Annotated in this window: 15 protein-coding genes; 10 read left to right on the top strand and 5 right to left on the bottom strand. The window is 71.6% G+C overall.

Annotation, left to right across the window (positions count from 1 at the left end; all coding sequences use genetic code 11):
* Positions 1–26: 26 nt before the first annotated feature.
* Together BJ964_RS04845 and BJ964_RS04840 are read right to left on the bottom strand one after the other, a co-directional pair.
* The gene (locus BJ964_RS04845) at positions 27–1,187 is read right to left on the bottom strand and encodes a PQQ-dependent sugar dehydrogenase (RefSeq protein ID WP_229806566.1); all 1,161 of its coding nucleotides are present in this window, start codon (positions 1,185–1,187) and stop codon (positions 27–29) included.
* A 65-nt stretch (positions 1,188–1,252) separates the two neighbouring features.
* The gene (locus BJ964_RS04840) at positions 1,253–1,648 is read right to left on the bottom strand and encodes a PH domain-containing protein (RefSeq protein WP_188119549.1); all 396 of its coding nucleotides are present in this window, start codon (positions 1,646–1,648) and stop codon (positions 1,253–1,255) included.
* Between the two features lie 192 nt (positions 1,649–1,840).
* Here BJ964_RS04840 and BJ964_RS04835 point away from each other — a divergent pair, with 192 nt between their 5' ends.
* The gene (locus tag BJ964_RS04835; RefSeq protein ID WP_188119548.1) at positions 1,841–4,354 is read left to right on the top strand and encodes a putative bifunctional diguanylate cyclase/phosphodiesterase; all 2,514 of its coding nucleotides are present in this window, start codon (positions 1,841–1,843) and stop codon (positions 4,352–4,354) included.
* On the opposite strand, the gene BJ964_RS04830 is transcribed toward BJ964_RS04835, so the two are convergent.
* On the bottom strand, positions 4,351–5,364 hold the full coding sequence (locus BJ964_RS04830) for a LacI family DNA-binding transcriptional regulator (protein WP_183216684.1): 1,014 nt from the start codon (positions 5,362–5,364) through the stop codon (positions 4,351–4,353). The genes BJ964_RS04835 and BJ964_RS04830 overlap by 4 nt on opposite strands.
* Before the next feature lie 261 nt (positions 5,365–5,625).
* On the opposite strand from BJ964_RS04830, the gene BJ964_RS04825 reads away from it, so the two are divergent.
* The 4 genes from BJ964_RS04825 (at position 5,626) to BJ964_RS04810 (ending at position 11,131) form a co-directional block, all read left to right on the top strand.
* Positions 5,626–6,909, top strand: coding sequence for an ABC transporter substrate-binding protein (locus BJ964_RS04825; protein WP_188119547.1), 1,284 nt, complete (start codon positions 5,626–5,628; stop codon positions 6,907–6,909).
* 67 nt (positions 6,910–6,976) lie between these two features.
* Positions 6,977–7,957: a carbohydrate ABC transporter permease gene (locus tag BJ964_RS04820; protein WP_407650788.1), complete on the top strand. Its 981-nt coding sequence runs from the start codon at positions 6,977–6,979 to the stop codon at positions 7,955–7,957.
* An 11-nt stretch (positions 7,958–7,968) separates the two neighbouring features.
* Positions 7,969–8,808 (top strand): carbohydrate ABC transporter permease, encoded by an 840-nt coding sequence (locus BJ964_RS04815; protein ID WP_407650834.1) that lies wholly within the window; start codon positions 7,969–7,971, stop codon positions 8,806–8,808.
* A 199-nt stretch (positions 8,809–9,007) separates the two neighbouring features.
* The gene (locus tag BJ964_RS04810) at positions 9,008–11,131 is read left to right on the top strand and encodes a PKD domain-containing protein (RefSeq protein ID WP_188119544.1); all 2,124 of its coding nucleotides are present in this window, start codon (positions 9,008–9,010) and stop codon (positions 11,129–11,131) included.
* Between the two features lie 89 nt (positions 11,132–11,220).
* On the opposite strand, the gene BJ964_RS04805 is transcribed toward BJ964_RS04810, so the two are convergent.
* Positions 11,221–12,927, bottom strand: coding sequence for a BTAD domain-containing putative transcriptional regulator (locus BJ964_RS04805; RefSeq protein WP_188119543.1), 1,707 nt, complete (start codon positions 12,925–12,927; stop codon positions 11,221–11,223).
* A gap of 132 nt (positions 12,928–13,059) precedes the next feature.
* Between BJ964_RS04805 and BJ964_RS04800 the strand changes: the two genes are divergently transcribed.
* From BJ964_RS04800 to BJ964_RS04785, 4 genes are all read left to right on the top strand, one after another.
* Entirely contained in the window at positions 13,060–14,730 is a 1,671-nt protein-coding gene (locus tag BJ964_RS04800) for a multicopper oxidase family protein (protein ID WP_188119542.1), read from the top strand.
* The gene (locus tag BJ964_RS04795; RefSeq protein ID WP_188119541.1) at positions 14,730–15,464 is read left to right on the top strand and encodes a hypothetical protein; all 735 of its coding nucleotides are present in this window, start codon (positions 14,730–14,732) and stop codon (positions 15,462–15,464) included. The genes BJ964_RS04800 and BJ964_RS04795 overlap by 1 nt, the downstream gene beginning before the upstream one ends.
* Before the next feature lie 43 nt (positions 15,465–15,507).
* A complete protein-coding gene (locus tag BJ964_RS04790; protein WP_203832479.1) occupies positions 15,508–20,805 on the top strand; it encodes a peroxidase family protein in 5,298 nt (1,765 codons plus the stop codon).
* 173 nt (positions 20,806–20,978) lie between these two features.
* Positions 20,979–21,974 (top strand): hypothetical protein, encoded by a 996-nt coding sequence (locus BJ964_RS04785; protein WP_188119540.1) that lies wholly within the window; start codon positions 20,979–20,981, stop codon positions 21,972–21,974.
* Positions 21,975–22,194: 220 nt separating this feature from the next.
* Here BJ964_RS04785 and ilvD read toward each other — a convergent pair whose 3' ends face one another.
* Positions 22,195–24,042: a dihydroxy-acid dehydratase gene (gene ilvD / locus BJ964_RS04780; RefSeq protein ID WP_188119539.1), complete on the bottom strand. Its 1,848-nt coding sequence runs from the start codon at positions 24,040–24,042 to the stop codon at positions 22,195–22,197.
* Between the two features lie 101 nt (positions 24,043–24,143).
* Between ilvD and BJ964_RS04775 the strand changes: the two genes are divergently transcribed.
* Positions 24,144–26,498 carry a putative bifunctional diguanylate cyclase/phosphodiesterase gene (locus BJ964_RS04775; RefSeq protein WP_229806565.1) on the top strand — a complete coding sequence of 785 codons (2,355 nt, stop codon included), beginning with the start codon at positions 24,144–24,146 and terminating at the stop codon, positions 26,496–26,498.
* Positions 26,499–26,507 lie beyond the last annotated feature (9 nt).

Raw genomic sequence — 26,507 nt, 5'->3', positions numbered from 1 at the left:
TGATCGCCGCGAAACAGTCATCGCCGTCAACTCCGGCCGGCGCCGCCGTCGGAGAAGACCAGCCGGAGAATGCGGTCGTCCTCGGGGCCGGGCTGCCCGGCGTCCTCCTGGTTGGAGGTGGCCACCCAGAACGAGCCGTCCGGCGCGGTGGCCAGGGCGCGCAGCCGGCCGAAATCGTCGGTCAGCAGCTCCTGCGGGCTGCCCAGCACCGTGCCGTTGCCTGTCACGTTGAGCAGCTGCAGCCGCCGGCCGAGCACGCACGCGGTGGCGACCATGCTCTCCAGCGTGGCGACACCGGCGCACGACGACGTGTCGGTGGGCCAGGAGACCAGGGGATCGGTGAATTTCGGGTTGGTGGCCGGGCCGTCGGCTGTCGGCCAGCCGTAGTTCTTCCCCTTCACCACCACGTTGAGCTCGGCGGTGCGTGGCTGGCCGCGGTCGGTGGCGAACATCCGCTTCGTCTCGTCCCACGCCAGGCCCTGCACGTTGCGGTGGCCGGACGACCAGACCGGCGAATTGCGCACCGGGTTGCCGGGGGCGGGTTTGCCGGCCGTGGTGATCCGCAGGATCTTGCCGCCCAGGCTCTTCGGATCCTGGGCCTGGCCGCCGTCGGCGGTGCCGTCGCCGGTGCCCACGTAGAGCAGGCCGTCCGGCCCGAACGCCAGGGCTCCGCCGTTGTGCTGCTCGGACCGCGGGATGCCGGTGAGGATCGGCTGGACCGGCCCGTCTCCGGCGATCTTGGCGATCCGGTTGTCCTCGGCGGTCGTGTAGTAGACGAAGAGGGTCTTGTCCGACTCGAACTTCGGTGACACGGCCACGCCGAGCAAGCCGCCGTCACCACCGGCCGTGACCTCGCCGAGCCGCCGCAACTCGGTGACCTTGAGCCCGCCGGCGGTCGACTCGGGACCGATCTTGAGGATGCGGGCGGTGTCCCGCTCGGTGACCACCGCGCCGCCGTCGGGCAGGAAGGCCATGCCCCACGGAACCTCGAGGTCCTTCGCCAGCACGCTGAGGGCGACCTCGCGCTCGGCGTCGCCCTCACCGGCGGTCGGCGCGACCGACGGGCGGGGCAGGTTGGGCGGCGAGCCGGCCTGATCCGGGCCCGGTGGCCCGAAGCTGCAACCCGCGGTCAGCGCCAGCACGGCGCCGGACGTCGCGGCCACAGCGCGGACCCGGCGGAATCGCACGACAAGCCACCCCTCTCGACATCTGCCGACCAGGGTAGCCGCGAGGTCCGACAGAACCCCGCCGCTCATTGACCGGCGGCGTCCCGGTCGGTCACCGGGTGACCGCCGGCCTCGAGGACGAGCGGAAGATTCTTGCTGGTGACACCGGTGAGCCGGATGACGTTGCCGTTGTCGAGCAGGGCGGAGACCCGGCCGTGCTCGTCCGGCGCCAGCTCGTCGACCCGGCTCCAGGGCACCCGGCTGCCGCCGAAGAGGGCGCGCACCCGCAGCTCGTCGGGGTAGACGTCGGTGCCGGCCCGCCAGGCCCAGACCAGGGCGGCGAGCGGGATCAGCAGGATCGGGGTCAGCTGCCAGGCGGAGCCGGCGAGCGGGACCGTGCCGACGAGCGCGATCAACGCGGCGACCAGCACGGCGCCGGACTTACGGACGCGGAGGACGGGACGACTGCTCACATCCCCCATCCTCCCACCCGGTACGCCGGGCCCGTCCGCCCGGTCACCGGTTGACCGTCATCGTTGAATGGCAGACGATTCCGTTCGTGGGACGGTGACACGCCGTGCCGTAACCCGATCCGGGGACCCTCGTTGACCCGGTGCAGCTCCCTCTCGCTCCGCCCCACCCCGGCGCGCCGGGCCGACAGCAGAGGACCGCCGATGACCGCCGTGCCACCCGGCTCCGCTGTCGCGGCGCTGGCGATCGCCGTCGCCGGCCTCGGTGCGGCCGCCGTCCTGATCCGCGTGGCGCTGTCGATCCACCGCGCCGACGGCACCTTCGTGGCCTGCCGGGGCGCCGGTTTCGTGGGCATGGGCGCGCTGGCCACCGGGCTGACCGGGCTGATCCCGTGGTGGGCGCCGGAGCACCGGGTCGCCGGGCTGACCGCCGGGCTGGCCGTCGCCGCGATCTGCTTCGTGACCGGCACGTCGTTGCTGCCCGGCGCGGCCCGGAACTGGGTGGTCCGGCTGCGGCGGATGTTCGACGGGGTGGGGCTCGGGGTGAGCCTGGGCTTCGCGGCGTACCTGATCCCGGCCACCACCCGGCGTCCCGAGCTGGTGCCGGCGCTGCTCATCGCGGCCGGCGGCGTCGCGATGGTCACGGTGATCGTGCTGCGGGCCCGGCCCCGCCCGGTGCCGGCCATGTGGTGCGGCGCCGGATCGTCGCTGGTCCTGATCGGGCTGGGGATGCTCGCCTACCGTTCCACCGGCCCGCTGCTCGGGGCGGCCACGCTGCTGGTGGTGGGTGGGCTGACCGCGTCGGCGGCCGGCGGCTCCCGGCGGGACCTGCCGCCCCCGCCGCTGGAGCCCCGCCACCCGGACCAGTACCTGGCCAGCTATCCGCTGCTGGCGGTGCCGGCCGCGGTCGGTGTGGTCGCCGCGATCTGGCACCTGGTGACGGTCCGGGACTTCGACACCGAGGCGATCATCTTCGGTCTCGTGATGGTCAGCGTCCTGGTCGTACGGGAACTGCTCGTGGTGCGCGACATCCGCCGGTACGCGGGCCGGCTGCGGGTGGCCGAGGCGCACTTCCGTTCCCTGGTGGCCGGCGCCACCGACCTGACGCTGGTCCTGGACGAGAGATTGACCGTCCGCTGGCAGTCCCCGGCCGCGGCCCGCCTGTTCGGGCTGCGTGACGAGGAGGTGATCGGCCGGGAGTTCCGTGAGCTGATCCACCCGGACGACGCGGCGGACGCGGACGCGGTGATCGGGTCGATCCTCGCCGGTGAGCACGAGGGCGGGCCGCCGGTGCTGGTCAACGCCCGGCTGCGGGACGGCGCCCAGCTCTGGCGGGACACCGAGTCGACGATCTCCGACCAGCGGGCGGTCCCCGAGGTGGCGGCGCTCGTGGTGCACGTCCGGGACGTCGGCGAGCGCCGGCACCTGGAGCGCACCCTGAGCCGGCTCTCCTATCTGGACCAGCTGACCGGCCTGGCGAACCGCCGGGCGCTGATGCGGGACCTGCTGGCCTTCCGCCGCCGGGCCGGGCAGCAGGGCACTCTGCTGGTGATCGACCTGCACGGGCTGGCCGAGGTCAACGACACCCGGGGCCGGGAGATCGGCGACGCCGTGCTGGTCGAGGTGAGCCGCCGGATCCGGGGCCTGCTCGGTGGCGAGGACGTGGCGGCCCGGCTGGGCGGCGACGAGTTCGCGGTGCTGACCGGTGAGTCGGCGGTGCCCGCGTACGCCCTGGCCGCCCGGATCGTCACGACTCTCGGCGAGCCGTACCCGCTGCCCGGGGCGACCGTGACGCTCTACACCAGCGTGGGCCTGGCCGAGCTGGCCGGTGGCGCCGACTCGGACGACGTGCTGCGGCAGGCGGACCTGGCCCGGCAGCGGGCCCGGCAGCTGGGCCGGGACCGGGTCGAGTGGTACGACCCGGACGTGGAGATCCAGCTGCACCGCCGGATGGAGCTGGAGCAGCAGCTGCTCGGCGCGGCCGGCCGCGGGGAGCTGGATCTGGTCTTCCAGCCGGTGTCGGCGCTGCGCGACGGCCGCCCGGCCGGGGTCGAGGCGCTGATCCGCTGGCGGCACCCGCAGCTGGGCACCATCGCGCCGGGGGAGCTGCTGCCGATCGCCGCGGCGCTGGGGATCACCGCCGAGCTGGACGAGTGGGTGCTCGACGAGGCGTGCCGCCGTCTCTGTTCATGGACGGTGCGCGACGATTTCTGGCTGTCCGTGAACGTGGGGCCGCGTGAGCTGCTCACCGCCCGTTTCCCGGACCGGGTCGCCACCATCCTGCGGCGCCACGGCCTCCTTCCGGAGCGCCTGGTCGTGGAGGTGGCCGAGACCTGGATCGCCGAGGACGTGCCGGCGATCGTGGCCGCCCTGGCCGGGCTGCGCAAACTCGGTGTCCGGGCCGCGCTGGACGACTTCGGGTCGGGCCAGACGTCGCTGTCGCATCTGCGGCGGCTGCCGGTGGACATGCTGAAGCTGAGCCGGGCGCTGGTCGACCCGTCCTCGGAGGCGGTGGTCGGCGGCGGCCCGGCGGTGCTGGACGTGGTGGTCAGTCTCGGTCGCCGGCTGGGCCTGGACGTGGTGGCCAAGGGTTTGGAGACCGACGAGCAGATCGCCCGGGCGGTGGCGGCCGGCTGCCGGTACGGCCAGGGTTTCGCGCTCGGTTACCCGGGCCCGGCCGAGCGCGTCGAGGCCTACCTGGAGAGCCACCGCGGCTAGCGCGGCGGCGCGGTGCTCCCGCGTGGGGTGAGGTGCACCCGGCCCGCCTCCACGTTGCCCACCTTGGTGCCGTCGATGGCGTTGAGCAGCTCCCGGGCGGCCTGTGCCCCGTACGCCGAGATGTCCCGGCTGAGCGCGGTGAGCGGCGGGTGGACGAGGCTGCACAGTGGCGAGTCGTCCCAGGCCACGATGGACAGGTCGCCCGGTACGGAGAGGCCCATCTCCTGTGCCACGGCCAGGCCGGCGACCGCCATCACGTCGTTGTCGTAGATGATCGCGGTGGGCCGGTCCCCGCCGATCAGCAGGCGCCGGGTGGCCCGGCTGCCCTCCTCGCCGGTGTAGTCGGCCGGGATGGTGATCGAGTGGTCCAGGCCGAGGGCGGCGCAGACGCCCTCGAAGGCCTTGGTGCGGTTCTGTGTGTGCAGTAGGCCGGGCGGGCCGCTGACCCGGGCGATCCGGTGGTGCCCCAGGGCGACCAGGTAGCGGACCGCCTCGGTGATGGCGCCGGCGTCGTCGGACCAGATCTGGGCGATCGGCCCGGTGTCGCCGGGGCCGCCGATCACGATGGCCGGGAGCTGGAGTTCCTGGAGGACCGGGATGCGGATGTCGTTCTCCCGGATGTCGGTGACGATCACGCCGTCGATCCGGCGTTCGCCCCACCAGCGGCGGTAGACCTCGACCTCCTGCTCGGGGGTGGCCACCACCTGGAGTGTCAGCGCGTACGACCGCTCACCCAGCTCGGCCTCGAAACCGCTGATCAGGCCCATGAACCAGGGCTCTATGCCGAGCAGCCGGGCGGGCCGGCACAGGGTCAGGCCGACGGCCCGCGCGCGGGCGCCGGACAGGGCCCGGGCCGCGCTGTTGGCGTTGAACCCGATCTCCTGGGCGATCGACAGGATGCGTTTACGGGTCGCCTCGGAGACGCCTGGCTGGCCGTTGAGCGCGTACGACACGGCGCCCTTGGACACGCCCGCCCGCCGTGCGATGTCGGCGATTGTGGGCCGCTTCACTCAGTCTCCTCTGTCCCCACTGCCGCCGAGCTTATCGGGCGCCGGGTGCACGCCGACGGACTCCCTCGACGTCCGACACACGCTTGATCGGTTAAGTGTTACGGCACACATCGGACAATGTAAACCTGGTGTCCGAATAATCCGGACTGGGTGGGGTTGGGAGCGCGCCCGTAACCCGGTATTGACATGGCTGAAAGCCGGGCTTACGGTTCCCCCAACTTACCCGGTTCAGTGATGCGCATCTCCTTGCGGAGGAATGACATGGAACGTTTCGGACGTCGCGCCGCGCGCGTGGGGGCCGCCGGCCTCGTCGCCGCGCTGGCCATCGCCGGCTGCAGTGGCCAGGCGCTGGAGGGCAACGACTCCAGCACCGAAGGCGGCCAGATCACCCTGAAGGTCAACTTCTGGGGCGACATGGGCCTGGACGCCCTCAAGGCCAAGTACGAGGCCGATCACCCCAACATCAAGATCGCCCTGAACTCGGGCGAGTACAACGCTCAGCACGAGGACCTGCAGAAGAAGCTGGTCGCGGGCTCCGGCGCTCCGGACATCTCGGCCGTCGACGAGGGCTTCATCGTCCAGTTCCGTGGTCAGGCGGACCAGTTCGTCAACCTGAACGACAAGGGCGCGAGCAGCTACGAGTCGAAGTACCTGGACTGGAAGTGGAAGGCCTCGCAGTCGGCTGACGGCAAGCAGATCGGCCTCGGCACCGACGTCGGCGGCCTGGCCATGTGCTACCGCACCGACCTGTTCAAGGCGGCCGGCCTGCCCACCGATCGTGAGTCGGTCTCCAAGTTGTGGCCGGACTGGAACGCGTTCATCGAGACCGGTAAGACGTACACGGCGAAGACCGGCAAGAAGTTCGTCGACTCGGCCACCAACCTGTTCAACCCGGTCCTCTCGCAGCAGCCGGTCGGCTTCTACGACCAGCAGGAGACCCTCCAGATGGAGGGCGGCCCGAAGGCCGGCTTCGACGTCGCGATGAAGGCCCTCGACGCGGGCATCTCCGCGAACCTGGCCAGCTTCCAGCCGAACTGGGACCAGGGCTTCAAGAAGGACCAGTTCGCCGTCCTCGCCTGCCCGGCGTGGATGCTCGGCCACATCCAGGACACCGCGCCCGATCAGAAGGGCAAGTGGGACATCGCCGCGATCCCGGGCGGCGGCGGTAACTGGGGCGGCTCCTGGTGGACCATCCCGAAGCAGGGCAAGAACGTCGATGAGGCCTACAAGTTCGTCGAGTGGCTGATCCAGCCCGAGCAGCAGATCGAGGTCTTCAAGACGGTCGGCAACCTGCCCTCGCAGCCGGCCCTCTACAAGGACCCCAACGTGCTGAACTTCAAGAAGGAGTTCTTCACCGACGCGCCGACCGGCCAGATCTTCGCCTCCACCGCGGAGAACCTGAAGCCGCAGTACCTCGGTAAGAAGAACGGCCCGACCCGCGTCGCCGTGGAGAACGTGATCAACCGGGTCGGCCAGGGCAAGCTCAAGTCGGCCGATGCCTGGGCCGAGGCGGTCAAGGAAGCCGAGAAGGCATCCAAGTCCTGACCTGAATCCTCCGCAACGGCGGGGCGGCTTCGGCCGTCCCGCCGTCCGGCCCGTAAGAGGAGTAGTCGTGTCCCTCACCGACGTACGCGTGGTGCGGACCGAGGAGCCGAAACACGCACCGCCGAACCGCGCGAAGTTCTGGCTCTACCGTTTCGACACCAAGACCGTGCCTTACCTGCTGATCGCGCCGTTCTTCGTGCTCTTCGCGATCTTCGGCCTGTTCCCGATCATCTTCAACGGCGTGGTGGCGCTGCGCCACTGGCGCCTGGACGACCCGACGCTCACCGGCTGGGCCGGCATGGAGAACTTCACCAAGCTGGCGAGCGACACCGATTTCTGGGACGCCCTGGTCAACACGTTCGGCATCTTCATCCTCTCCACCGTTCCGCAGTTGCTCATCGCGCTGATGCTGGCGAACCTGCTGAACCGCAAGCTGCGCGGCGCCACGTTCTGGCGGATCGGCGTCCTGTTGCCGTACGTCACCCCGGTGGCCGCGTCGACCCTGGTCTTCGCGGTCTTCTTCAGCCGTGACTACGGCCTGGCCAACTGGATGCTGTCGCTGGTCGGCTTCGGCGAGGAGCAACCGCTCGACTGGCGGGCCGACACCTGGAGCAGCTGGATCGCCATCGCCACCATGGTCAACTGGAAGTGGATCGGCTACAACGCGCTGCTCTACCTGTCCGCCATGCAGGCCATCCCGAAGGACGTCTACGAGGCGGCGGCCGTCGACGGCGCCGGCCCGTGGCGTCAGCTCTGGCGGATCACGGTGCCGATGATCCAGCCGGTCGTGCTGTTCACCGTCATCCTCTCCACCATCGGCGGGCTCCAGCTCTTCAACGAGCCGATGCTCTTCGACGAGAACCCGGCGCTGGCCAACGGCGGTTACGACCACCAGTGGCGGACCATCGCGCAGCTGATCTACAAGGTCGGCTGGCGTGACCTCAACCTCGGGTACGCGGCCGCGATGAGCTGGGCGCTGTTCCTCATCATCCTGATCGTGGCCGCGATCAACGCGCTGGCCACCCGGCGCCTGGGAGGCGGAAAGTGAGCACCCGCCTGTTGAGCCGCGCGCCCCAGGACACCCCGGGCACCTGGAAGTCCTACCTCGGGCTGTTCGCCATCCTGGCGGTCTCGGCGTTCCCGGTGTACTGGATGTTCGTCATCGCGACGAGCAACGACGACGCCGTCATGAAGTCGCCGCCGTCGGTGATCCCCGGCGACCAGCTGATGGTCAACCTGCGCGAGGTCTTCACCCTCCAGGACGTCTACTTCACCGCCTCGCTGATCAACAGCCTGATCGTGGCCCTCGCGGTGACCGCGTCGACGCTGTTCTTCTGCTCGCTGGCCGGCTTCGCCTTCGCCAAGCTGCGCTTCAAGGGCAACAACGTCCTGATGTTCGTCGTCATCCTGACGCTGACCGTGCCGAACCAGCTCGGCGTGGTCGCCCTCTACATCCTGATGGGCAAGCTGGGCTGGAACGGTCAGCTGATCGCGGTCATCGCACCCGGCCTGGTCAGCGCGTTCGGCGTCTTCTACATGCGCCAGTTCATCGGGCACGCGATCCCGGACGAACTGGTCGAGGCCGCCCGGATCGACGGCGCGCTCACCCTGCGGATCTACTGGACCGTCGTGGTCCCGGCGATCCGTCCGGCCCTCGCCGTGCTCGGCCTGCTCACCTTCGTGGCCACCTGGAACGACTTCCAGTGGCCGCTGATCACGCTGAACGGCACCGATTTCCCCACCTCGATGGTGGCCCTGTCGGACCTGGCCAGCGGCAACTACGTGGTCTACCGCCGGGTGCTGGCCGGCGCCTTCGTCGCCACGGTCCCGCTGATCGTCCTGCTGCTCATCGGCGGCCGGCAGCTGGTCCGCGGCATCATGGAGGGCGCTCTCAAGTAGCGCCTCTCCACGATCAGGCCGGTCGAGGCCCGTCCACCGCTCCCGGTGGGCGGGCCTCACCCTTTCCGCAGACCACGGGGGTACGGGTGAAGCCGTCCTCAGCGAACGCTAAGGCAGCGCAGGGCCGAACTCAGGCGGACCAGAGGTCCGCCCGGCAGGGTTCCCGGTCGAACCGAATCCGCCAGAACCGAGGAGTTCGATGAAGAAGAAGCTGGGCCGCCTCGCGGTCACCGCGGGGGTGACCGTGGCGGTGATCGCACCGTTGGCGGGCGTCGCTCTCGCGGTCGTGGTGGAGCCGTCCACACCCCGGACCGGGCGACTGACCCAGGCCGGGCCGCTCGCCGAGCACGGTTTCCCGGCCTGGTACCGGGACAGCGAGGGCGTGCGGCTGGAGGCCTGCACGACGCTCGACGACCCGCTCTGCTCCACCCTGCCGGACGAGGTGCCGGACCCGGACCTGCCGATCTCGTACCCGGACAACTTCCCGGGCGAGTTCTTCTACCAGCTCGCCGGGGCCGAACTGACCCTCGCCAACGGGGTGGACGCCACCATCGGCATGGACCTGGAGGGCGCCTGGGCCGCCGAGCAGGTCCGCGACGGCGACCAGATGGTGTTCGGCCGGATCCGGATCCGGTTCGACGCCGCCGAGGGCGAGCGTTACCGGATCACCCACCCGTACGGCGTCGACGACCTGACCGCCACCGACCGCGGCATCCGGATGACCGAGGACATCGGCACCACGGCCGGCGCCTTCGGGCAGGCCCTGACCAGCCGGATCGGCCCGTTCCTGAAGTGGGACCCGGCGGAGGCCCCGGCGGCCCCGGCCGGTTACGTCGGCGACCCGGGGGTCGACCACGAGGTCGTCGGCAGCCCGTACGGCACGAACTTCATCCGGATCGAGCGGTTCGAACCGACCAGCGGAGGCTGGACGCAGGTCGGCTTCACCGATCAGTTCAGCGTCCAGGGCCGGTACGCCCAGAACGGTGGCGTCGACATCGACCAGGCCACCTACACCGTCGGCGCGGACGGCAAGGGCGTCATCGAGGTGTACGCCAGCAGCGAGCCCGGCCAGGCCGTCGAGGTGACCGGCAACGAGACGCTCGGCTTCCGGACCACCCGCCTGCGCGGCGCGAACGGCCGCTACTACGGCCGCTTCCCGGTGACCGGCTCGGTGCCCGCCGGCACGAAGATCGAGGTGGTCAACGCGGGCGACCGCCCGGTCGCCCGGAAGTCCCGGACCCTGGTCGACGTCGTCCGGGTCACCGAGGCCCGGTACGACGCCGACGCCGCCACCCTGACCGTCGCCGCCACCTCCAGCGACGCCGACGCGACCCCGCCGACGTTCGCCGTCACCGGGTTCGGCGACGTCGGCGCGACGCCGTTCACCGATGTCGTCGCCCCGCCCGCCACGATCACCGTCACCTCGTCGAGCGGTGGTTCGACGACCGTGCCGGTCAGCGGCACCGGCGACGCGTTCCTTCCGGAGCTCCCGGTCGCCTCGGCGATCGCCACCCTCGGCGCGGTCGCCGGGCAGCGGGTCGTCCTGGACGGCTCCGGCTCGACCGGCGCGATCGACACCTACGCCTGGACCCAGACCGGCGGCCCGGCCGTCGCCCTGACCGACGCCGCCACCAAGGTCGCGAGCTTCGACCCGGCGCAGGCCGGCACCTACACGTTCCAGCTGCTGGTGGCCGGTCCGAGCGGGGCCGGCGCGCCGATCACGCTGTCGGTGACGGTCGCCGGCGCCGCTCCGGCCGTGGCGAACGCCGGCGCCGACCAGACCGTGATCCGCGGTCGCACCGTCACTCTCGACGGCACCGGCTCGACCGGCACCTCGACGTACGCGTGGCGGCAGGTGTCCGGGCCGACGGTGCTGCTGAACGGGCTGAACAGCGCGAAGCCGACCTTCACCTACCCGACCCAGGCGCTGCCCGCCGCGCCCGGCCCCAACACGGGGTACGTCTACAACAACGAGCCGGTGGTCCTGGAGTTGACCGTCACCGGCGCGGCCGGACCGCACAGCGACCAGGTGACGATCCGTCCGCAGGGGGAGACGTTCACCGGCCTGTCGGTCCGCTACCGCACCGGCAACAACGAGTGGCGGATCTCCGGCACGAGCGGCATCGTCGCCGGGCAGCGGATCACCGCGGTGCTGGGTGACGTGCTCACCGGCCGGGTCATCGGCACCGGGACGGTGGACGCGGCCGGCGCGTTCAGCATCCGGGTGACCGGCCCGAACCCGGGCAACACCATCCGCACGATCAGCCTGGTCAGCTCCACCGGCGGCCGCCTCCTGGCCACCCCGGTGAACGTCACCAACTGACCCCACCAGCGCTGGACACGACGAGCGGCGGGCTCCCGGGAGCCCGCCGCTCCGCGTCTCGCGCGCGGTGTCCGTACCGGAGAAGGTCTTCAGGAATCCGCGGCCAGGCGGCGGCGCAGATAGCGGGCCGACGCCGCGGAGACCTGGCCGGAGACCGCCGCGCTGGTCAGCGAGCTGCGGTGCCGGACGCGGCCGTCCTCGTTCTCGGTCAGCAGGTGGGCGTGGACCAGGTGGTCGACGCAGGCCAGCACCTCCGGCAGGGGGTGATCGGTGAGCGTCGACAGCTCGCCCACGCTGAGCGGCCCCAGCACCGCGCACAGCCGCAGGATCTCCCACGACGGATCGGGCATCCAGCGGGTGCGCTGCCGGGCGATCTGCATGGCCACCGCGTGCGACACCGCGGGCGGCCGTTGCGCGGTCGCGACCAGCGCCGGGATGCCACCGGTCTGTTCCGGCAGGTCGCCGTCGCCGAGAACGGCCAGGTCGTGGTCGGCGAGCGGTTCGAGGCGCAGCACCACCGGAGTGCCGAGGCCGGCCAGCGGCCGGTCGGCGATCTCCGACGGATAGCGGTAGGTCAGCACGATCCGCAGCGCCGGACAGTGCCGGCCCAGCCAGGACAGCTCGGCCACGCTGGCCGCGTCCAGGTCGGCGGCGTCGTCGATGGCGATGAAGACCGGATCCGGCCCGGCCAGCGCGGCGCCGATCCGCTCCAGGTCGGGACGCAGCAGCGGCTGGTCCGGCCCGGAGGCGTCGACGATGGACAGGATCTCCGGCGCCGCACCCAGATCGGTGAGCGCGGCCAGCAGCCAGGCGTGCCGGAGCACCCCGACCGACGACGCGCCGTGCCCGACGCCGACCCGCCCGGGCGCGTGGCGCTCCAGCTCGGAGAGGAAGGCCGACTTGCCGGACCCGGACGGCCCGACGATGTGCACCACCGCGGGCGGATCCGGTTCGAGCAGCACCCGCAGTTCGGTGATCCGGCCCAGGAACCGCTCCCGCGGGGGAGCCTGCGCCGGCGGCGTGGGCGGGGCGGCGGGCGGCGGCTCGGCCACCCGGGCGGCCAGCACCTCCCGTTGCAGGCGGACCAGCTCGGCCGACGGCGCCACGCCCAGTTCCACGTCGAGCAGGTTCCGGCAGCGTTCGAAGATGCGCAGCGCGTCGTCCTGCCGGCCCATCGCGATCGCCGCGCTCATCGCGGCCCGGTACCCGGACTCCAGGAACGGGTTGAGCTCGATCGCCTCCTGGGCCAGGCGCAACGACCGGGCGGCGTCGCTGGGCAGGGCCGCGTCGGAGTGCTGGAGCAGCGCGTTCACGGCCGCCACCTGGACCTCGGCGCGGACCGGTTCGGCCCAGTCGGCGTACGGGTCCTCGGGGAACGGCAGCTGCCGGGCCAGGTCGAGGATGCCCTCGTGGACGGCCAGTCGTTCCGGGCAGCCCGGGGGCAGCGCGTCCAGCCGGCGGATCAGCGCCCGCAGGTCGGCCAGGTCCAGCGCGGCCCGGCCGGTGTCGAAGAGGTAGCCGCCGCTGCGGGTCACGATGAACCAGTTCGCCGACGAGCCGTCCGGTTGCAGGCGCCGCCGGATCACCGAGACGTAGTGCTCCAGCGCGGACACGTGGTTCCCGGGCAGGTCGTCGCCCCAGACCGAGTCCGCCAGCGCGTCCTTGGACTGGATCCGGTCGTGCCGTGCCGCCAGCACCGCGAGCACCTGCCGGGCACGGCGGGGCAGCTCGCCGGCGGGCAGCGGCTCACCGGTGCCCGATGTGACGGTCAGCTGCCCGAGCACGCTGACACGCATGTCTCCTCCTCGTGAAGGTTCTCCGGACAGGTTCGGCGTCCGGGCCACCCGAGATGAGGCTTTCCACAGGTTTTCCAAAGGCCCTGCTCCTACCGTCGGCGCCCGACTGCTGACCGGACCAAAGGGAGCTCGATGTCACGGGGAAGTCTGAGCCGGCGCGGCCTGCTCAAGGGCGCTTTCGCGCTGGGTGGCGGTGGCCTGATCGTCACGGCCGCGGGTGGCGCCGTGGTGGCCAAGTCGAGCGGGCTCGCCACACGCAACACGCCGACGCCGTACACCAACATGTTCCGGCGGCCGCCGGTCCTGATGCCCTACGACGAGGGCGTCGACGGCGAGGGGCCGTTCCAGAAGTACCGGCTCACCCAGAAGACCGGGCCGGCCAGCATCGTGCCGGGCCTGGTCACCACGATCGCCGGCTACAACGGGATCTTCCCGGGGCCGACCATCCGGGTGCCGCGCGGTACCCGTACCGAGGTACGGATCAAGAACTCGCTCACCCTGAACCGGATCAACGGGAAGCCGTTCAGCACGGTCACCCACCTGCACGGGTCGGCCTCGCTGCCGCAGTACGACGGGTACGCCAACGACCACACCCACCCGGGGCACTGCAAGACCTACCGGTACCCGAACTGGCAGCCGGCCCGGACGCTCTGGTACCACGACCACAACCACCGGACCACGGCCGCGAACGCCTACTCCGGCCTGGCCGCGCAGTACCACCTGACCGACGAGTACGAGGCGGCACAACTGCCGCAGGACCAGTACGACGTCCCGATCGTGGTCAGTGACATCGCCTTCAACGCGGACGGCTCGGTGGCCTTCGACGACGAGGACAACGCCGGCCTGATGGGCGACATCATCCTGGTGAACGGGGTGCCGTGGCCGAAGATGCGGGTCAAGCCGCGGGTCTACCGGTTCCGGATCCTGGTCGCGTCGATCTCCCGGTCCTACCGTTGGCGGCTCAGCACCGGGGACCCGTTCTACGTGGTCGCCACGGACGGCGGCATGACGCCGAAGGTGGCCGAGGTGGCCAGCTTCCGGCACAGCCCGGCCGAGCGGTACGAGGTGCTGATCGACTTCCGGAAGTACAAGGTCGGTCAGAAGATCGAGCTGCGGAACCTGAGCAACAAGAACAACGAGGACTTCCAGAACACCGACAAGGTGATGCAGTTCGAGGTGGTCGCCGACTCGGGTGCGCCGGACACGTACCAGATCCCGAAGACACTCGACGCCGGGCCGGTGCCGTGGGCGAACCGTGGGGCCCACGACGTCATGAAGCTCAAGCCGGAGATGGCGACCGCGCGCCGCACCGTGCGGGTGGAACGCAAGCACGGGCTCTGGACCGTCAACGGGGAGACCTGGGACGACGTCGAGAAGAGCGGCTTCAAGCGGGTGCTGGGCAATCCGAAGCCGTACGACGTGGAGATCTGGGATCTGGTGAACGAGTCCGGGGGCTGGTTCCACCCGGTGCACATCCACCTGATCGACGGCATGGTGCTGTCCCGCAACAACACCCCGGGCAACAAGCCGTACGCCTGGGAGAACGGCCCGAAGGACGTCTTCTACCTGGGCGAGAACGAGACCGCGTCGGTGCTCATGCAGTTCACCACCGGCGACGGCAACGCCGGCGGCCGCTACATGCTGCACTGCCACAACCTCATCCACGAGGACAGCGACATGATGATCCAGTTCGCGGTCGGCGACCCGGGCGCCAATGACCCGATCTCCTCGGACCCGGCGTACGCCGACGAGTCCCCGGAGCAGCCGGTGACCTACGCCCCCAGCTACCCGCTGGGCACCTGATGCGGCGGCTCCTCGCCGGGCTGCTGGCCCTGGCCGTCGGCGCGGCCTGGTACGCCCGCCCCGAACCGGACGCCGCGCCGGTCGCCCACGAGGTGACCGGCGACGCGGGCGACCGCCAGGCCACCACCACCTTCGACGGCCCGATGGTCCGCCGGCGCGCCGCGATCGCGATCCACCCGGCGCCCGGCGCGGACCGTGCCGCCATCGCCCGGGAGCTGCGGGCACTGGCCGCCGAGCAGAAACTGGGTGAGCTGACCGACGCCACGTTCGCCGTCTTCTCCGAGCGGATGCTGGAGTTCCTGGTCCCGGAGATGACCCTCGTGCTGGACGAGGGCGTACCGGTGATGGACGCCGAGGCGCTGATGCGCGACCACCAGCCCGCCTCGGTGGCCTTCTACCTGGTGCAGCCGGTCCTCGTACACGATCTGACGTTCTGTGTCCTGACGCCCGCCGGGGTGACGCCCGAGCTGGTGCGGGAGCGGCAGGACGCCGAGGGCGTGCTCAGCGACTCGCTGAATCGCTACGTCACCGAGGTGCAGCCGGCCGGGGTCACGGTCCGCTACTTCGGGGCGGTGCTCGGCGACGGCCAGGTCGCCGCGGTGCGCGAGTCGATGGGCCGGGCCGCCGGGGTGCCGGCCTCGCAGGTGCACGTGACGGCCACCGAGCCCGGGCCCGGCGCCTCAGGAAGTACTCAGGTGGACCACACCCTGCTGCAAGAACATGTACCGAAATAGCCCCATGAAACGGGCATTCCCCTCCCCGGGATGAGGTCCAATCTTGCGCAGAGTCTGGTCCGCCGCCGTGTTCGGCGCGCTGCTCTCCACCACGGTCCTGGCGGTTCCTCCCGCACAGGCCGCCCCGATCGGCCAGGGATTCACCGTCACCGCCGCCGACCTGGAGTACATCCTCAAGCAGATCAAGATCGCTGAGGCGCACGTCGCCGGCACGACCAGCGAGACCGGACCCTGCGGGGCGCTGCGCGACGAACTCGGCAGCCCCCTGCTCGCCCTCGGCCTGCGCACGGTCGACGGGACCTGCAACCACCTCACCCCGGGGCAGGAGAACTACGGCGCCGCCGGCGAGACCTTCCCCCGCCTGGCGCCCGCCGAGTACCCGGCCGGCTACCAGGGGGAGAACGCCGTCGACGCGGCGCCCCGGCAGATCAGCAACCTGATCGCCGACCAGACCGCGGCCAACCCGGCCGCGGTCGCGGTCTCCGGCGGCGCCACCGACGGCGCCACGCTCTTCATCCCCAACGTGACCACCGACTTCGGGCTGTCCGCGCCCTACAACTCGTGGTTCACCCTCTTCGGCCAGTTCTTCGACCACGGCATCGACCAGACGGTCAAGAGCGACGACATCGTCATGGTCCCGCTGCGCGCCGACGACCCGCTCATCGCGGGACCGGACCGCCAGACCGGTACGGCCGACGACCCCGGTCCCGGGGACGCGAGGTACGTGCCGTCGAACATGCGGTTCATGATGCTCAGCCGGGCCGCCCGTCCGGACGCCACGAACACCGACACCTCGTACGTCGACAACTCCCAGACGTACGCGTCGCACGCCGCACACCAGGTGTTCCTGCGCGAGTACGACACCCTCGCCAAGGACACCGGCAACCTGCTCACCGGCGATGCCGGCGGGCTGCCCACCTGGGCCGACGTCAAGCGGCAGGCCCGCGAGCGGCTCGGCCTGGCACTGTCCGACACCGACGCGCTCGACGTGCCGATGGTGCTCGCCGACGCGTACGGCGACTTCGTGCCCGGCCCGGCCCGCGGCCTCCCGCAGTACGTCACCGCGGCCGGCCTGGTCGAGGGCGACCTCGCGAACCCGGTCGCCGTGCCCGCCGACGTGGTCCACTTCGACACGCCGTTCCTCACCGACATCGCGCACCACGCCAAACCCGGCGGCACGCTCACGCCGGATGCCGACACGGTGGCCGGCACGGACTTCACGGCCCAGCCGGCCGGCACCTACGACGACGAGATGCTCGCCGCCCACTACATCGCCGGTGACGGCCGGGCCAACGAGAACATCGGCCTCACCGCGGTGCACCAGATCTTCCACTCCGAGCACAACCGCCTGGTCACCGACATCGTCCGGGTCGCCGACGGCAACCCGGAGTGGACCGGGCGGCGGCTCTTCCAGGCCGCCAAGTTCGTCAACGAGATGGAATACCAGCACCTCGTCTTCGAGGAGTTCGCCCGCAAGATCCAGCCGGCGATCAACCCGTTCCAGCCGTTCGCCTTCACCCAGGCCGAGCTGAACCCGGCCGTGTACGCCGAGTTCGCGCACGCCGTCTACCGGTTCGGGCACTCGATGCTCACCGAGCGCATCGAACGGCCCAACGCCGGCGGCCTCTCCCTGCTGGACGGCTTCCTCAACCCGCCGGCCTTCACCGCCGACGGCACCCTGTCGCCCGAACAGGCGGCCGGCGAGATCGTCCAAGGCATGAGCGAGCAGGTCGGCAACGACCTCGACGAGTTCATGACCGACACCCTGCGCAACAACCTGCTCGGCCTGCCGATGGACCTCGGCGCGATCAACATCGCCCGGGGCCGCTCCGAGGGCGTGCCGTCGCTGAACCATCTGCGGCGCGTGCTGCACGACCGGACCGGGGACGGGCGGCTGAGGCCCTACGTCAGCTGGATCGACTTCGGCGAGCACCTCAAGCACCCCGAATCGCTTGTCAACTTCGTGGCGGCGTACGGCAAGCACCCCTCCCTTCTGAACAAGACCACCGTGGACGAGAAGCGGGCCGCCGCCCAGGCACTGCTGGAGACCCCGGCCGGCGCCGGTTTCCTCAACGCCACCGGCGCCTGGACCACCGCGAACTCCGGCCTCGACGACATCGACCTGTGGATCGGCGGGCTCGCCGAGACCACCGAACCGTTCGGCGGCCTGCTCGGCAGCACCTTCGACTACGTCTTCGAGAGCCAGCTCACCGCCCTCCAGAACGGCGACCGGCTGTACTACCTCGCCCGTACGCCCGGCATGAACCTGCGCAGCCAGCTCGAAGGCAACTCGTTCGCCGAGCTGATCGGCCGCACCACCACGGCGCACAGCCTGCGCGCCGACGTCTTCGCCACCACCGACTGCCGCTTCGACCTGTCCACCCTGGACGGCACCGCCGACGGATACGCCCGGCACGGCAACCTGGTCGACGACGACCCGGCCACCGAGTGCGACGAGCGGGCCCTGCTGCTGCGCCACCCGGACGGCACCATCGCCTACCGGGCCCGCAACACCGTCGACCCGGCCGGCATGAACGCCCAGTCGGTCTACGCCGGCACCGAGAACCGCGACCGGGTCACCGCCGGCAACGACAACGACACCCTGTGGGGCGCCGAAGGCGACGACGTGCTCGAAGGCGGCGCCGGTGACGACGTCACCGTCGGCGGCGAGGACGACGACGTGCTCACCGACCTCGGCGGCGCCGACTTCCTCAAGGGCGGCCCCGGCAACGACGCGCTCGACGCCGGTCCCGGCCTCGACGTCGTGCTCGGCGGCGACGGCCGCGACTTCACCAACGGCGGCGCCAACGCCAACAGCACCTTCGGCGGCGAGGGCGACGACCTGATCATCGCCGGTGACGGCGAGGACACCGCGCTCGGCGACTCCGGCGACGACTGGATGGAGGGCGGCAACTCACCCGACCTGCTCCAGGGCGACAGCGGCAACCTGTTCTTCCGCGACGACAGCAACCGGCCCGGCCACGACGTGCTCGTCGGCCAGGGTGGCGACGACGACTACGACATGGAGGGCGGCGACGACATCGGGGTCCAGGGCCCCGGCATCGAGAAGAACGCCGGCGGCTCCGGCTGGGACTGGTCCATCGCCGGCACCGAGACCATCGACGCCGACCTCGACCTGCCGCTCCTCGGCCTCGACGGCCTCCAGACCGAGGTCCGCGACCGGTACGACGAGGTCGAGTCCCTCTCCGGCGGCGCGGGCGACGACACCCTGCGCGGCGACGACGGCATCCCCGCCCTCGACGGCGCCGTCGGCTGCGACGCGCTCGACGCGGCCGGCGTCGCCCGGATCAGCGGGCTCGACCAGGTGGTCACCGAACTGCCCATCCCGGCCGACACCGTCGCCAACCGGACCGGACGGACCTGCGACCTGCGCGGCAACGTGTGGGGCGAGGGCAACATCCTGCTCGGCGGCGCCGGCGACGACACCTTCCAGGGCCGTGGCGGCGACGACGTCATCGACGGCGACCGCTACCTTTCGGTTCGTCTCAGCGTCCGCTCCGCCTCCGGCGCGGAGATCCGCTCGGCACGCTCCCTCGCCGAGCTCCAGGCCGACGTCTTCGCCGGCAGGATCAAACCCGAGGACATCATTCCGGTACGGGAGATCCTGACCTCGCCGTCGCCGGACCACGACACAGCGGTGTACGCCGGGGCGCGCTCCGCATACGCCGTCACCCCGATCTCCGGTGGCGTCCTCGTCTCCGGCCCGGACGGCAACGACCTGGTTCGCAACGTCGAGCTGCTGCGTTTCGACGACCAGACCGTGGACGTCAGCGGCATGCGGGCCTTCCTCGGCGTCAGCGCGTTCGCCGGGGACGGGCAGGCCACCGTGCTGATCACCGTGCCCGACGCGACCGCCGGCGACCCGGTCACCGGCCTCACCCTGGAACGGACCGGCGGCGGCGCGACCGTCCTGACCGCCCTTCCCGCCGACACCCGCGGCCTCGTCGTGACCGGCCTGGTCAACGGCACCGGATACACCTTCCGGGTGCGTGCCGACACGGCCGCCGGGCCCGGCGTGTTCAGCGCCCCGTTCGGCCCGGTGACCCCGGCCGCCGCGGCTCCTGGTGACGACGGCCCGGCCGAGCCCGGGGAAAACCCCGATCCGCAGCCGACCACGCCCGCGCCCACCACCGTTCCACCCACCACCATTCCACCCACCACCGTTCCGACTACGGCCCCTACTACAGCTCCGACCGTGGCACCGACCACGGCGCCCACTACTGCCCCGACCACGGCGCCCACCGCGGCCCCGACCACGGCCACGCCGACCCCGCGGCCGACCGTCACCCCGCCGCGGCCGGTCACGCCGGTCGCACCGGACGCTCCGGGCATCGGGGTCGCCACCGCCGGCGAGGAGAGCGCGGTGGTCCGCTGGACCGCTCCCGGCTACGACGGCGGGACGGCGATCTACGGCTACGAGATCCAGGCCCTGGACGCTTCGACGGGCATCGTCGTGGGCGTGGACGTGGCCGACCCCGGTGTCACCGAACTGACCATGTACGGCCTCACCTCCGGTCAGCCCTACGCGTTCTGGGTCCGCGCCGTCAACGCGGCCGGTGCCAGCGCCTTCTCCGCTGTCTCGAACACGATTGTTCCCACCGTCGCCTCTGCGGACAACGGGACCGGTGATCCGGGGACCACGGATCCTGGGAACACGGACCCCGGGACTGCCAACCCCGGCCCGGTCGACCCGTCCCCGGGCGCCCGGACCGTTCCCGGCGCTACCCGGATCGGCCAGCCGGCCCCCGGCGCGGGCGTCGCCGTGGTCCGCTGGGCCGCACCCGCCGACAACGGCGGCAGCCCGGTCGAGCGCTACGAGATCCAGGTGCTGAACAGCAAGGGCAAGCAGGCCGGCGGCCTCCGGACCGCCACCGCCGGCAGCTCGGCGCACACCGTCACCGGGCTCGCCAACGGCACGGCCTACCGGTTCCGGGTCCGCGCCGTCAACGGGATCGGCGCCGGCGCCTGGTCGAAGGCCAGCACGGCCGTCACCCCGCGGGCCGTCCCGGTCAAGCCCGGCTCCCTGACCGCCGACCCCGGCCGTTCCGGCGGCCCGCTCACCGCGGCGATCCGCTGGACGGCCCCGTCCACCACCGGCGGCGCCGGGATCATCGGCTACCGGGTCACCTACCAGCGCGTGAACGCTAAGGGCAGGCCCTACGGTTCGGCCATCGTGACCACCCACCCGGCTTCGGCCCGGAAGGCGACCTTCACGGCCCCGTCCGGTACCCCGAAGAACACCCGCTACCGCATCACGGTCCAGGCCGTGAACCCGGCCGGCGCCGGCCCCGGCCGCTCCGCCACCACCAGAGTCCGCTGACAACAACCGGCGCCGTCGTCCCCTCGGGCGGCGGCGCCGCCCTCTTCCGGCCGGAAAGGGGGCCCTCGAAACAGCACTGAGAGCCGGCCCGGCCGCCTCTGGCGTGTCGTTGCTTTCGATGCCTACCCTGAGGCCCCGTCGGAGACCCGGGATCCGAGAGAGGCCGACCGGCGATGGCACAGCCGAAGAAACGTCCCCGCACCCGTCATCTGACCAGCACCGAGACCGTCCCGAGACAGCACCCGACGTCCACACCGGATGTTCCTCCGGCCCCGCTGCCGGTGGCCGAGACCCGTGACCAGGACGGCCGGATCAGCTCCCGGGAGCTGGTGGCGGTCGGCTCCAGCCTGCTCCTGCTGCTGTTCCTCATCAAGATCTACGGGGTCGCGCGGTATTCGCTGACCACCACGACCGCCCTGCTCGCCGCGACTCCGGTGCAGGTGGCGCTCGGCACGGTGACCATCTATGCGTACTACATCCTGCCCGCGATCGCCCTGGGCACGATCTGGTTCGCGATCCGCTACCGTGCCCGGATCCAGCCCGCTCTCTGGCCACTGATCCTGATCGTGGCCGCGGTCACCGCCCTGGCCTCGCCGTACTCGTACCTGCGCCGTTGTCTGGCCGTGGTTCTCACCGCGCTCTGCGTGGAGCTGGTGATCCGCCACTTCCGCCACCGATGGGCACGCTCCACCGACGAGCGGCTGATCAAACGCGGGCACACGCTTACCGGTTGGCAGGGTTTGTCGGTCGTCTACCTGGGCGCCGCCGCGCTGGCGTTCCAGTTCATGAACAGCCTCGACGCGCCCTGGGTGTCCGCGCAGGCCTTCCTGATCAACGGCACCGCGGTGACCTCCACGCAGGACCTGGGCGACGGCGTCAACGATCTTCAGGTGCGCCCGGAGAGCCGGTTCATCGGCTACCCGATCGCCGAGACCGAGGAGTGGCTGACCGTCCTGCACGCCGACACCCGGTATGTCATGCGCATCCCGCAGTCCGCCGTCGACACCCGGCTGACCTGCCACAACGAGTCCGATCAGCTGGCCGGCGACCAGCCGCTCGTGGAGAAGCTGAAGGGCCACACCTACAGTTCGCCCAACCTGGACTGCCGCAAGGTGCTGGAGTACCTGGGCCGCAAACAGCCCGGCCAGCCCCTCCCCACCTGGAACTGACCCACGGCCGACCAATCAAGATCAACTGCATTCCGGGGTACGCCCGGCGGGTGACCACCCGCATCGGCCCGGCGGGCGCGTCACGGCCTGGAGTGGGCAGCGCCTCGCGAGGTGCGGCGGGACGGCCGCCGTCGCGGTTGTTCGCGGCTGATGCCCGTACCGATCAAAAAACGACGCCGTGGGGCCCGAAAGCCGCCACGGCGTCGCTGCGGAGGAACCCTTACTCGGGGACCTTGCGGTAGGCGCCGTCGCTGGCGCTGGTGGCCATCGAGGCGTAGGCGCGCAGCGCCGCCGAGACCGGGCGCTGACGATCGGCCGGCGTGTAGGGCCGGGGCCGCCGCTCCTGCTCGTGACGGCGCTGGGCCAGGACGTCGTCGTGCACGTTCAGCGTGATGCTGCGGCCCGGGATGTCGATGGTGATCTCGTCGCCGGTCTCGACCAGCGCGATCAGGCCGCCGCCCGCCGCCTCGGGGGAGACGTGGCCGATGGACAGCCCGGACGTGCCGCCGGAGAACCGGCCGTCGGTGATCAGCGCGCACGCCTTGCCCAGCCCCCGGCCCTTCAGGAACGAGGTGGGGTAGAGCATCTCCTGCATGCCGGGGCCGCCGCGGGGGCCTTCGTACCGGATGATCACGACGTCGCCCTCGACCACCTCCTTGCCGAGGATGCCGGCGACCGCGTCGTCCTGGGATTCGTAGACCCGGGCCGGGCCGGTGAACTTCCAGATCGACTCGTCGACGCCGGCGGTCTTGACGACGCAGCCGTCCGGGGCGAGGTTGCCGAAGAGGATGGCCAGGCCGCCGTCGACGGTGTAGGCGTGCTCGACCGACCGGATGCAGCCGCTCTCCGCGTCGGTGTCGAGGGTCGCCCACCGGTTCCGCGTGCTGAACGGCTCGGTCGTGCGGACTCCGCCGGGCGCGGCGTGGAACAGCTCCAGCGCCTGCTCGGTGGGTGATTCACCCCGAATGTCCCAATCGGCAAGCCAGGTGGAGAGGTCCGGCGAGTGCACGGCGCGGACGTTCTCCTTCAGAACCCCGCCGCGGTGCAGCTCACCGAGCAGGGCGGGGATGCCGCCGGCGCGGTGCACGTCCTCCATGTGGTACTTCGGGCTGTTCGGCGCGACCTTCGACAGGCAGGGCACCCGGCGCGAGACGGCGTCGATGTCGGAGACGCTGAAGTCGAGGTCGGCCTCGCGGGCCGCGGCCAGCAGGTGCAGGATCGTGTTGGTCGACCCGCCCATCGCCACGTCGAGGGCCACCGCGTTGTCGAAGGCGTCCCGGCTGGCGATCGAGCGCGGCAGCACCGACTCGTCGTCGTTCTCGTAGTACTCCTTGGCGATCTGCACGATCAGCCGGCCGGCCTCGGTGAACAGCGCCTTGCGCGAGGCGTGCGTGGCCAGCGTCGAGCCGTTGCCGGGCAGCGACAGGCCGATCGCCTCGGTCAGGCAGTTCATCGAGTTGGCGGTGAACATGCCGGAACACGAGCCGCAGGTCGGGCAGGCGGACCGCTCGATCGTGTCGAGCTGCTCGTCGGTCACGTTGTCGTTGGCGGCCGCGCTCATCGCGTCGACCAGGTCGAGCTTCTCGTGCACGATGCCCTCGATGGCGATCGTCTTGCCGGCCTCCATCGGGCCGCCGGAGACGAAGACCGTCGGGATGTTCAGCCGCAGGGCGGCGATCAGCATGCCGGGGGTGATCTTGTCGCAGTTCGAGATGCAGACCAGGGCGTCGGCGCAGTGCGCGTTCACCATGTACTCCACGGCGTCGGCGATCAGCTCGCGACTGGGCAGCGAGTAGAGCATGCCGCCGTGACCCATGGCGATGCCGTCGTCCACCGCGATGGTGTTGAACTCGCGCCCGACGCCACCGGCCGCGGCGATCGACTCGGCGACCAGGCCGCCGAGATCCTTGAGGTGCACATGACCCGGTACGAACTGGGTGAAGCTGTTGGCGATGGCGACGATCGGCTTGCCGAAGTCGTCGTCGGTCATGCCGGTGGCGCGCCACAGGGCGCGCGCGCCGGCCATGGTGCGACCGTGGGTCGAGGTCCGGGAGCGCAGCTCAGGCATCCCCCAATAGTGCCACCGGCCAGGCCCGGAACCACCCACGCCGTCCACAGCGCGGGACGCCGGGGGTGTCGGAATCGAAGAAGATCGGGCACAGTGTGTCCGTGCACTCACCGTCCGGTATGGATCTGGCGGGACTCGTGGGCCTGCTGGTCGCCGTCCCGGCGGTCGCCTACCTGGCCCGTTCCGGCCACCGGCACACCGGCGCCGCCCGCCGGGCGCACCTGCTGCTGGCCGCCGGTGGCGCGCTGGTCACCGCCGCGGCGCTGGCCGGCCTGGTCACCGCGCTGATCACCGGCCACCACCACTCTCCCGGGCACGCCCAGGCGCTGGCCACGGCCGTGGCCACCGGCACCGCGATCGGCGTGGTCGCCCTGCTGGCCGGGACGGTGGCGCTGCCCGGCGCCGCCCGGGGCCCGGCCGCGGCGCTCCGGCACGTGCTCGACGGGCTGGTCATCGCGGCCGCCATCTGGTTCGTCGGCTGGGTGCTGGTCAGCCGGCCGACCCGGATCCTGGGCGACGCGACGCCGTACCGGTGTCCCGCGATCCTGGTCCCGGCCGTCCTGGTGGTGCTCTCCCTCGGCCTGACCGCGGTCCTGGCGCTGCACGCCCACCGGCCGCGGCGGCACACCGTCCGGGTGTCGGCCGGCGTCGGTCTGGTGGCCGTCGCGGCGAATGTGCTGGCCGTCGGGATCTGCCGGGGCAACGACGGGTTCACGCTGGCCAGCGGCCTGCTGCTGACCGCCGGGCTGGCCGTGGTGGCCTGGGCGGTGCGGGCCGCCGACCGGCCGGTCCAGGTGACCGGTGACGTGCTGGAGCGCGGCGGGGCGTACGCGGTGTTCCCGATGCTGGCCCTGCTCAGCGCGCTCGGCCACCACCTGGCCATGGGCGGGACCCTGGACGCGGCCGGCTACTTCGGCGCCGCCGTGGTGGGCCTGGCCCTGGTCGCCCGGCAGTACCTTGCGCTCGACGACGTCCGCCGCTACACGCTGCGGCTGCGGCAGAGCGAGGCGCACTTCCGTGAGCTGGCGCACACCGACCCGCTGACCGGCCTGGCCAACCGGCGTGGCCTCCAGCGGGCGCTGCGCTCCTCCACCGGGGCGGCCGCGCTCATCGGCATCGACATGGACGGCTTCAAGACCGTCAACGACATGCGCGGCCACGACGTCGGCGACGCGGTGCTGGCCGAGGTGGGCGCCCGGCTGCGGCGCAACCTGCTGTCCGGCGACGTGGCGGCCCGGCTCGGCGGCGACGAGTTCGCGGTGCTGATGCGCGGCGACGCCGACGAGGCGGTGCTGACGGCGCACCGGCTGCTCGCGGTGCTCGGGGAGCCGTACGAGGTGGACGGCGGCTCGATCTTCCTGTCCGCGAGCCTGGGCGTGGCCGCCACCGGCGAGCTGCTGCACGACGCCGACCTGGCCCTGCGCTACGCCAAGCAGCGCGGCAAGAACCGGGTCGAGCGCTACCAGGCGGGGTACGACGAGGTGCTGCGCCGCCGCGGCACGCTCACCGGCGAGCTGCGGCACGCCATCGACCGCGGCCAGCTGAGCCTGGTCTTCCAGCCGGTCGTGGCGCTGCCGTCGATGCGCCCGGTCGGCGCCGAGGCGCTGCTCCGCTGGACCCATCCGGACCTGGGCCGGGTGCCGCCGGTCGAGTTCATCCCGGTGGCCGAGGAGTCCGGCCTGATCAACCGGATCGGCGCGTGGGTGCTGGAGCAGGCGTGCAAGCAGCTCGCCGAGTGGCGGGCCAAGGGGCACGACGTCTGGCTGTCGGTGAACCTGTCGCCCAAGGAGCTGCACAACTCCGACTACGCGGCCCAGGTCGCGGACGTGCTGGCGGAGTACGGCGTCCCCCCGCAGCGCCTGGTCCTGGAGGTGACCGAGCACGCCGTCGCGACCGACATGGAGGAGCTGGTCCGCCGCCTGGCCGAGCTGCGCAAGACCGGGGTGCGGATCGCGCTGGACGACTTCGGCGCCGGCTACTCGTCGCTGGGCCAGTTGCGGACCCTCCCGGTGGACATCCTGAAGATCGACCACGCGCTGGTGGCGGAGCCGGAGTCGCGGACCGGCACGGCCGCCCCGCTGGTCGACGTGGTGGTCCGGCTCGGGCACCGGCTGGGCCTGGAGGTGCTGGCCGAGGGGATCGGCACGAAGGACCAGCGGAAGATCGTCGAGGAGGCCGGCTGCCGGCTCGGGCAGGGCTCGCTGTTCGGCTGGGGCGTGCCGGCCGAGCACTTCGAGTCCCGGCTGCGCACCCTGCGCCCGGCCGGGCCGCGCCCGCTGCCGGCGCCCCGGGCCACCCCGCCCAACGACGCCCCGGCCCGCAGTCAGGTGGTCCGGCTCGGCCCGGGAATGCGGCAGGTCAGGGCGCTGTTGCCGAGTGATCCGGATTTCGTCACCACCCGTGGTGATCAAAATGTGGGATCAGTTGACTCAGGCCGTGAGATGGGGCAAGGTTAGCCGCATGTG

The organism is Actinoplanes lobatus (assembly GCF_014205215.1).
Classification (GTDB): domain Bacteria; phylum Actinomycetota; class Actinomycetes; order Mycobacteriales; family Micromonosporaceae; genus Actinoplanes; species Actinoplanes lobatus.
The sequence above is the reverse complement of the archived record's forward strand: the minus strand, read 5'-3'. Positions and strand labels throughout refer to the sequence as shown.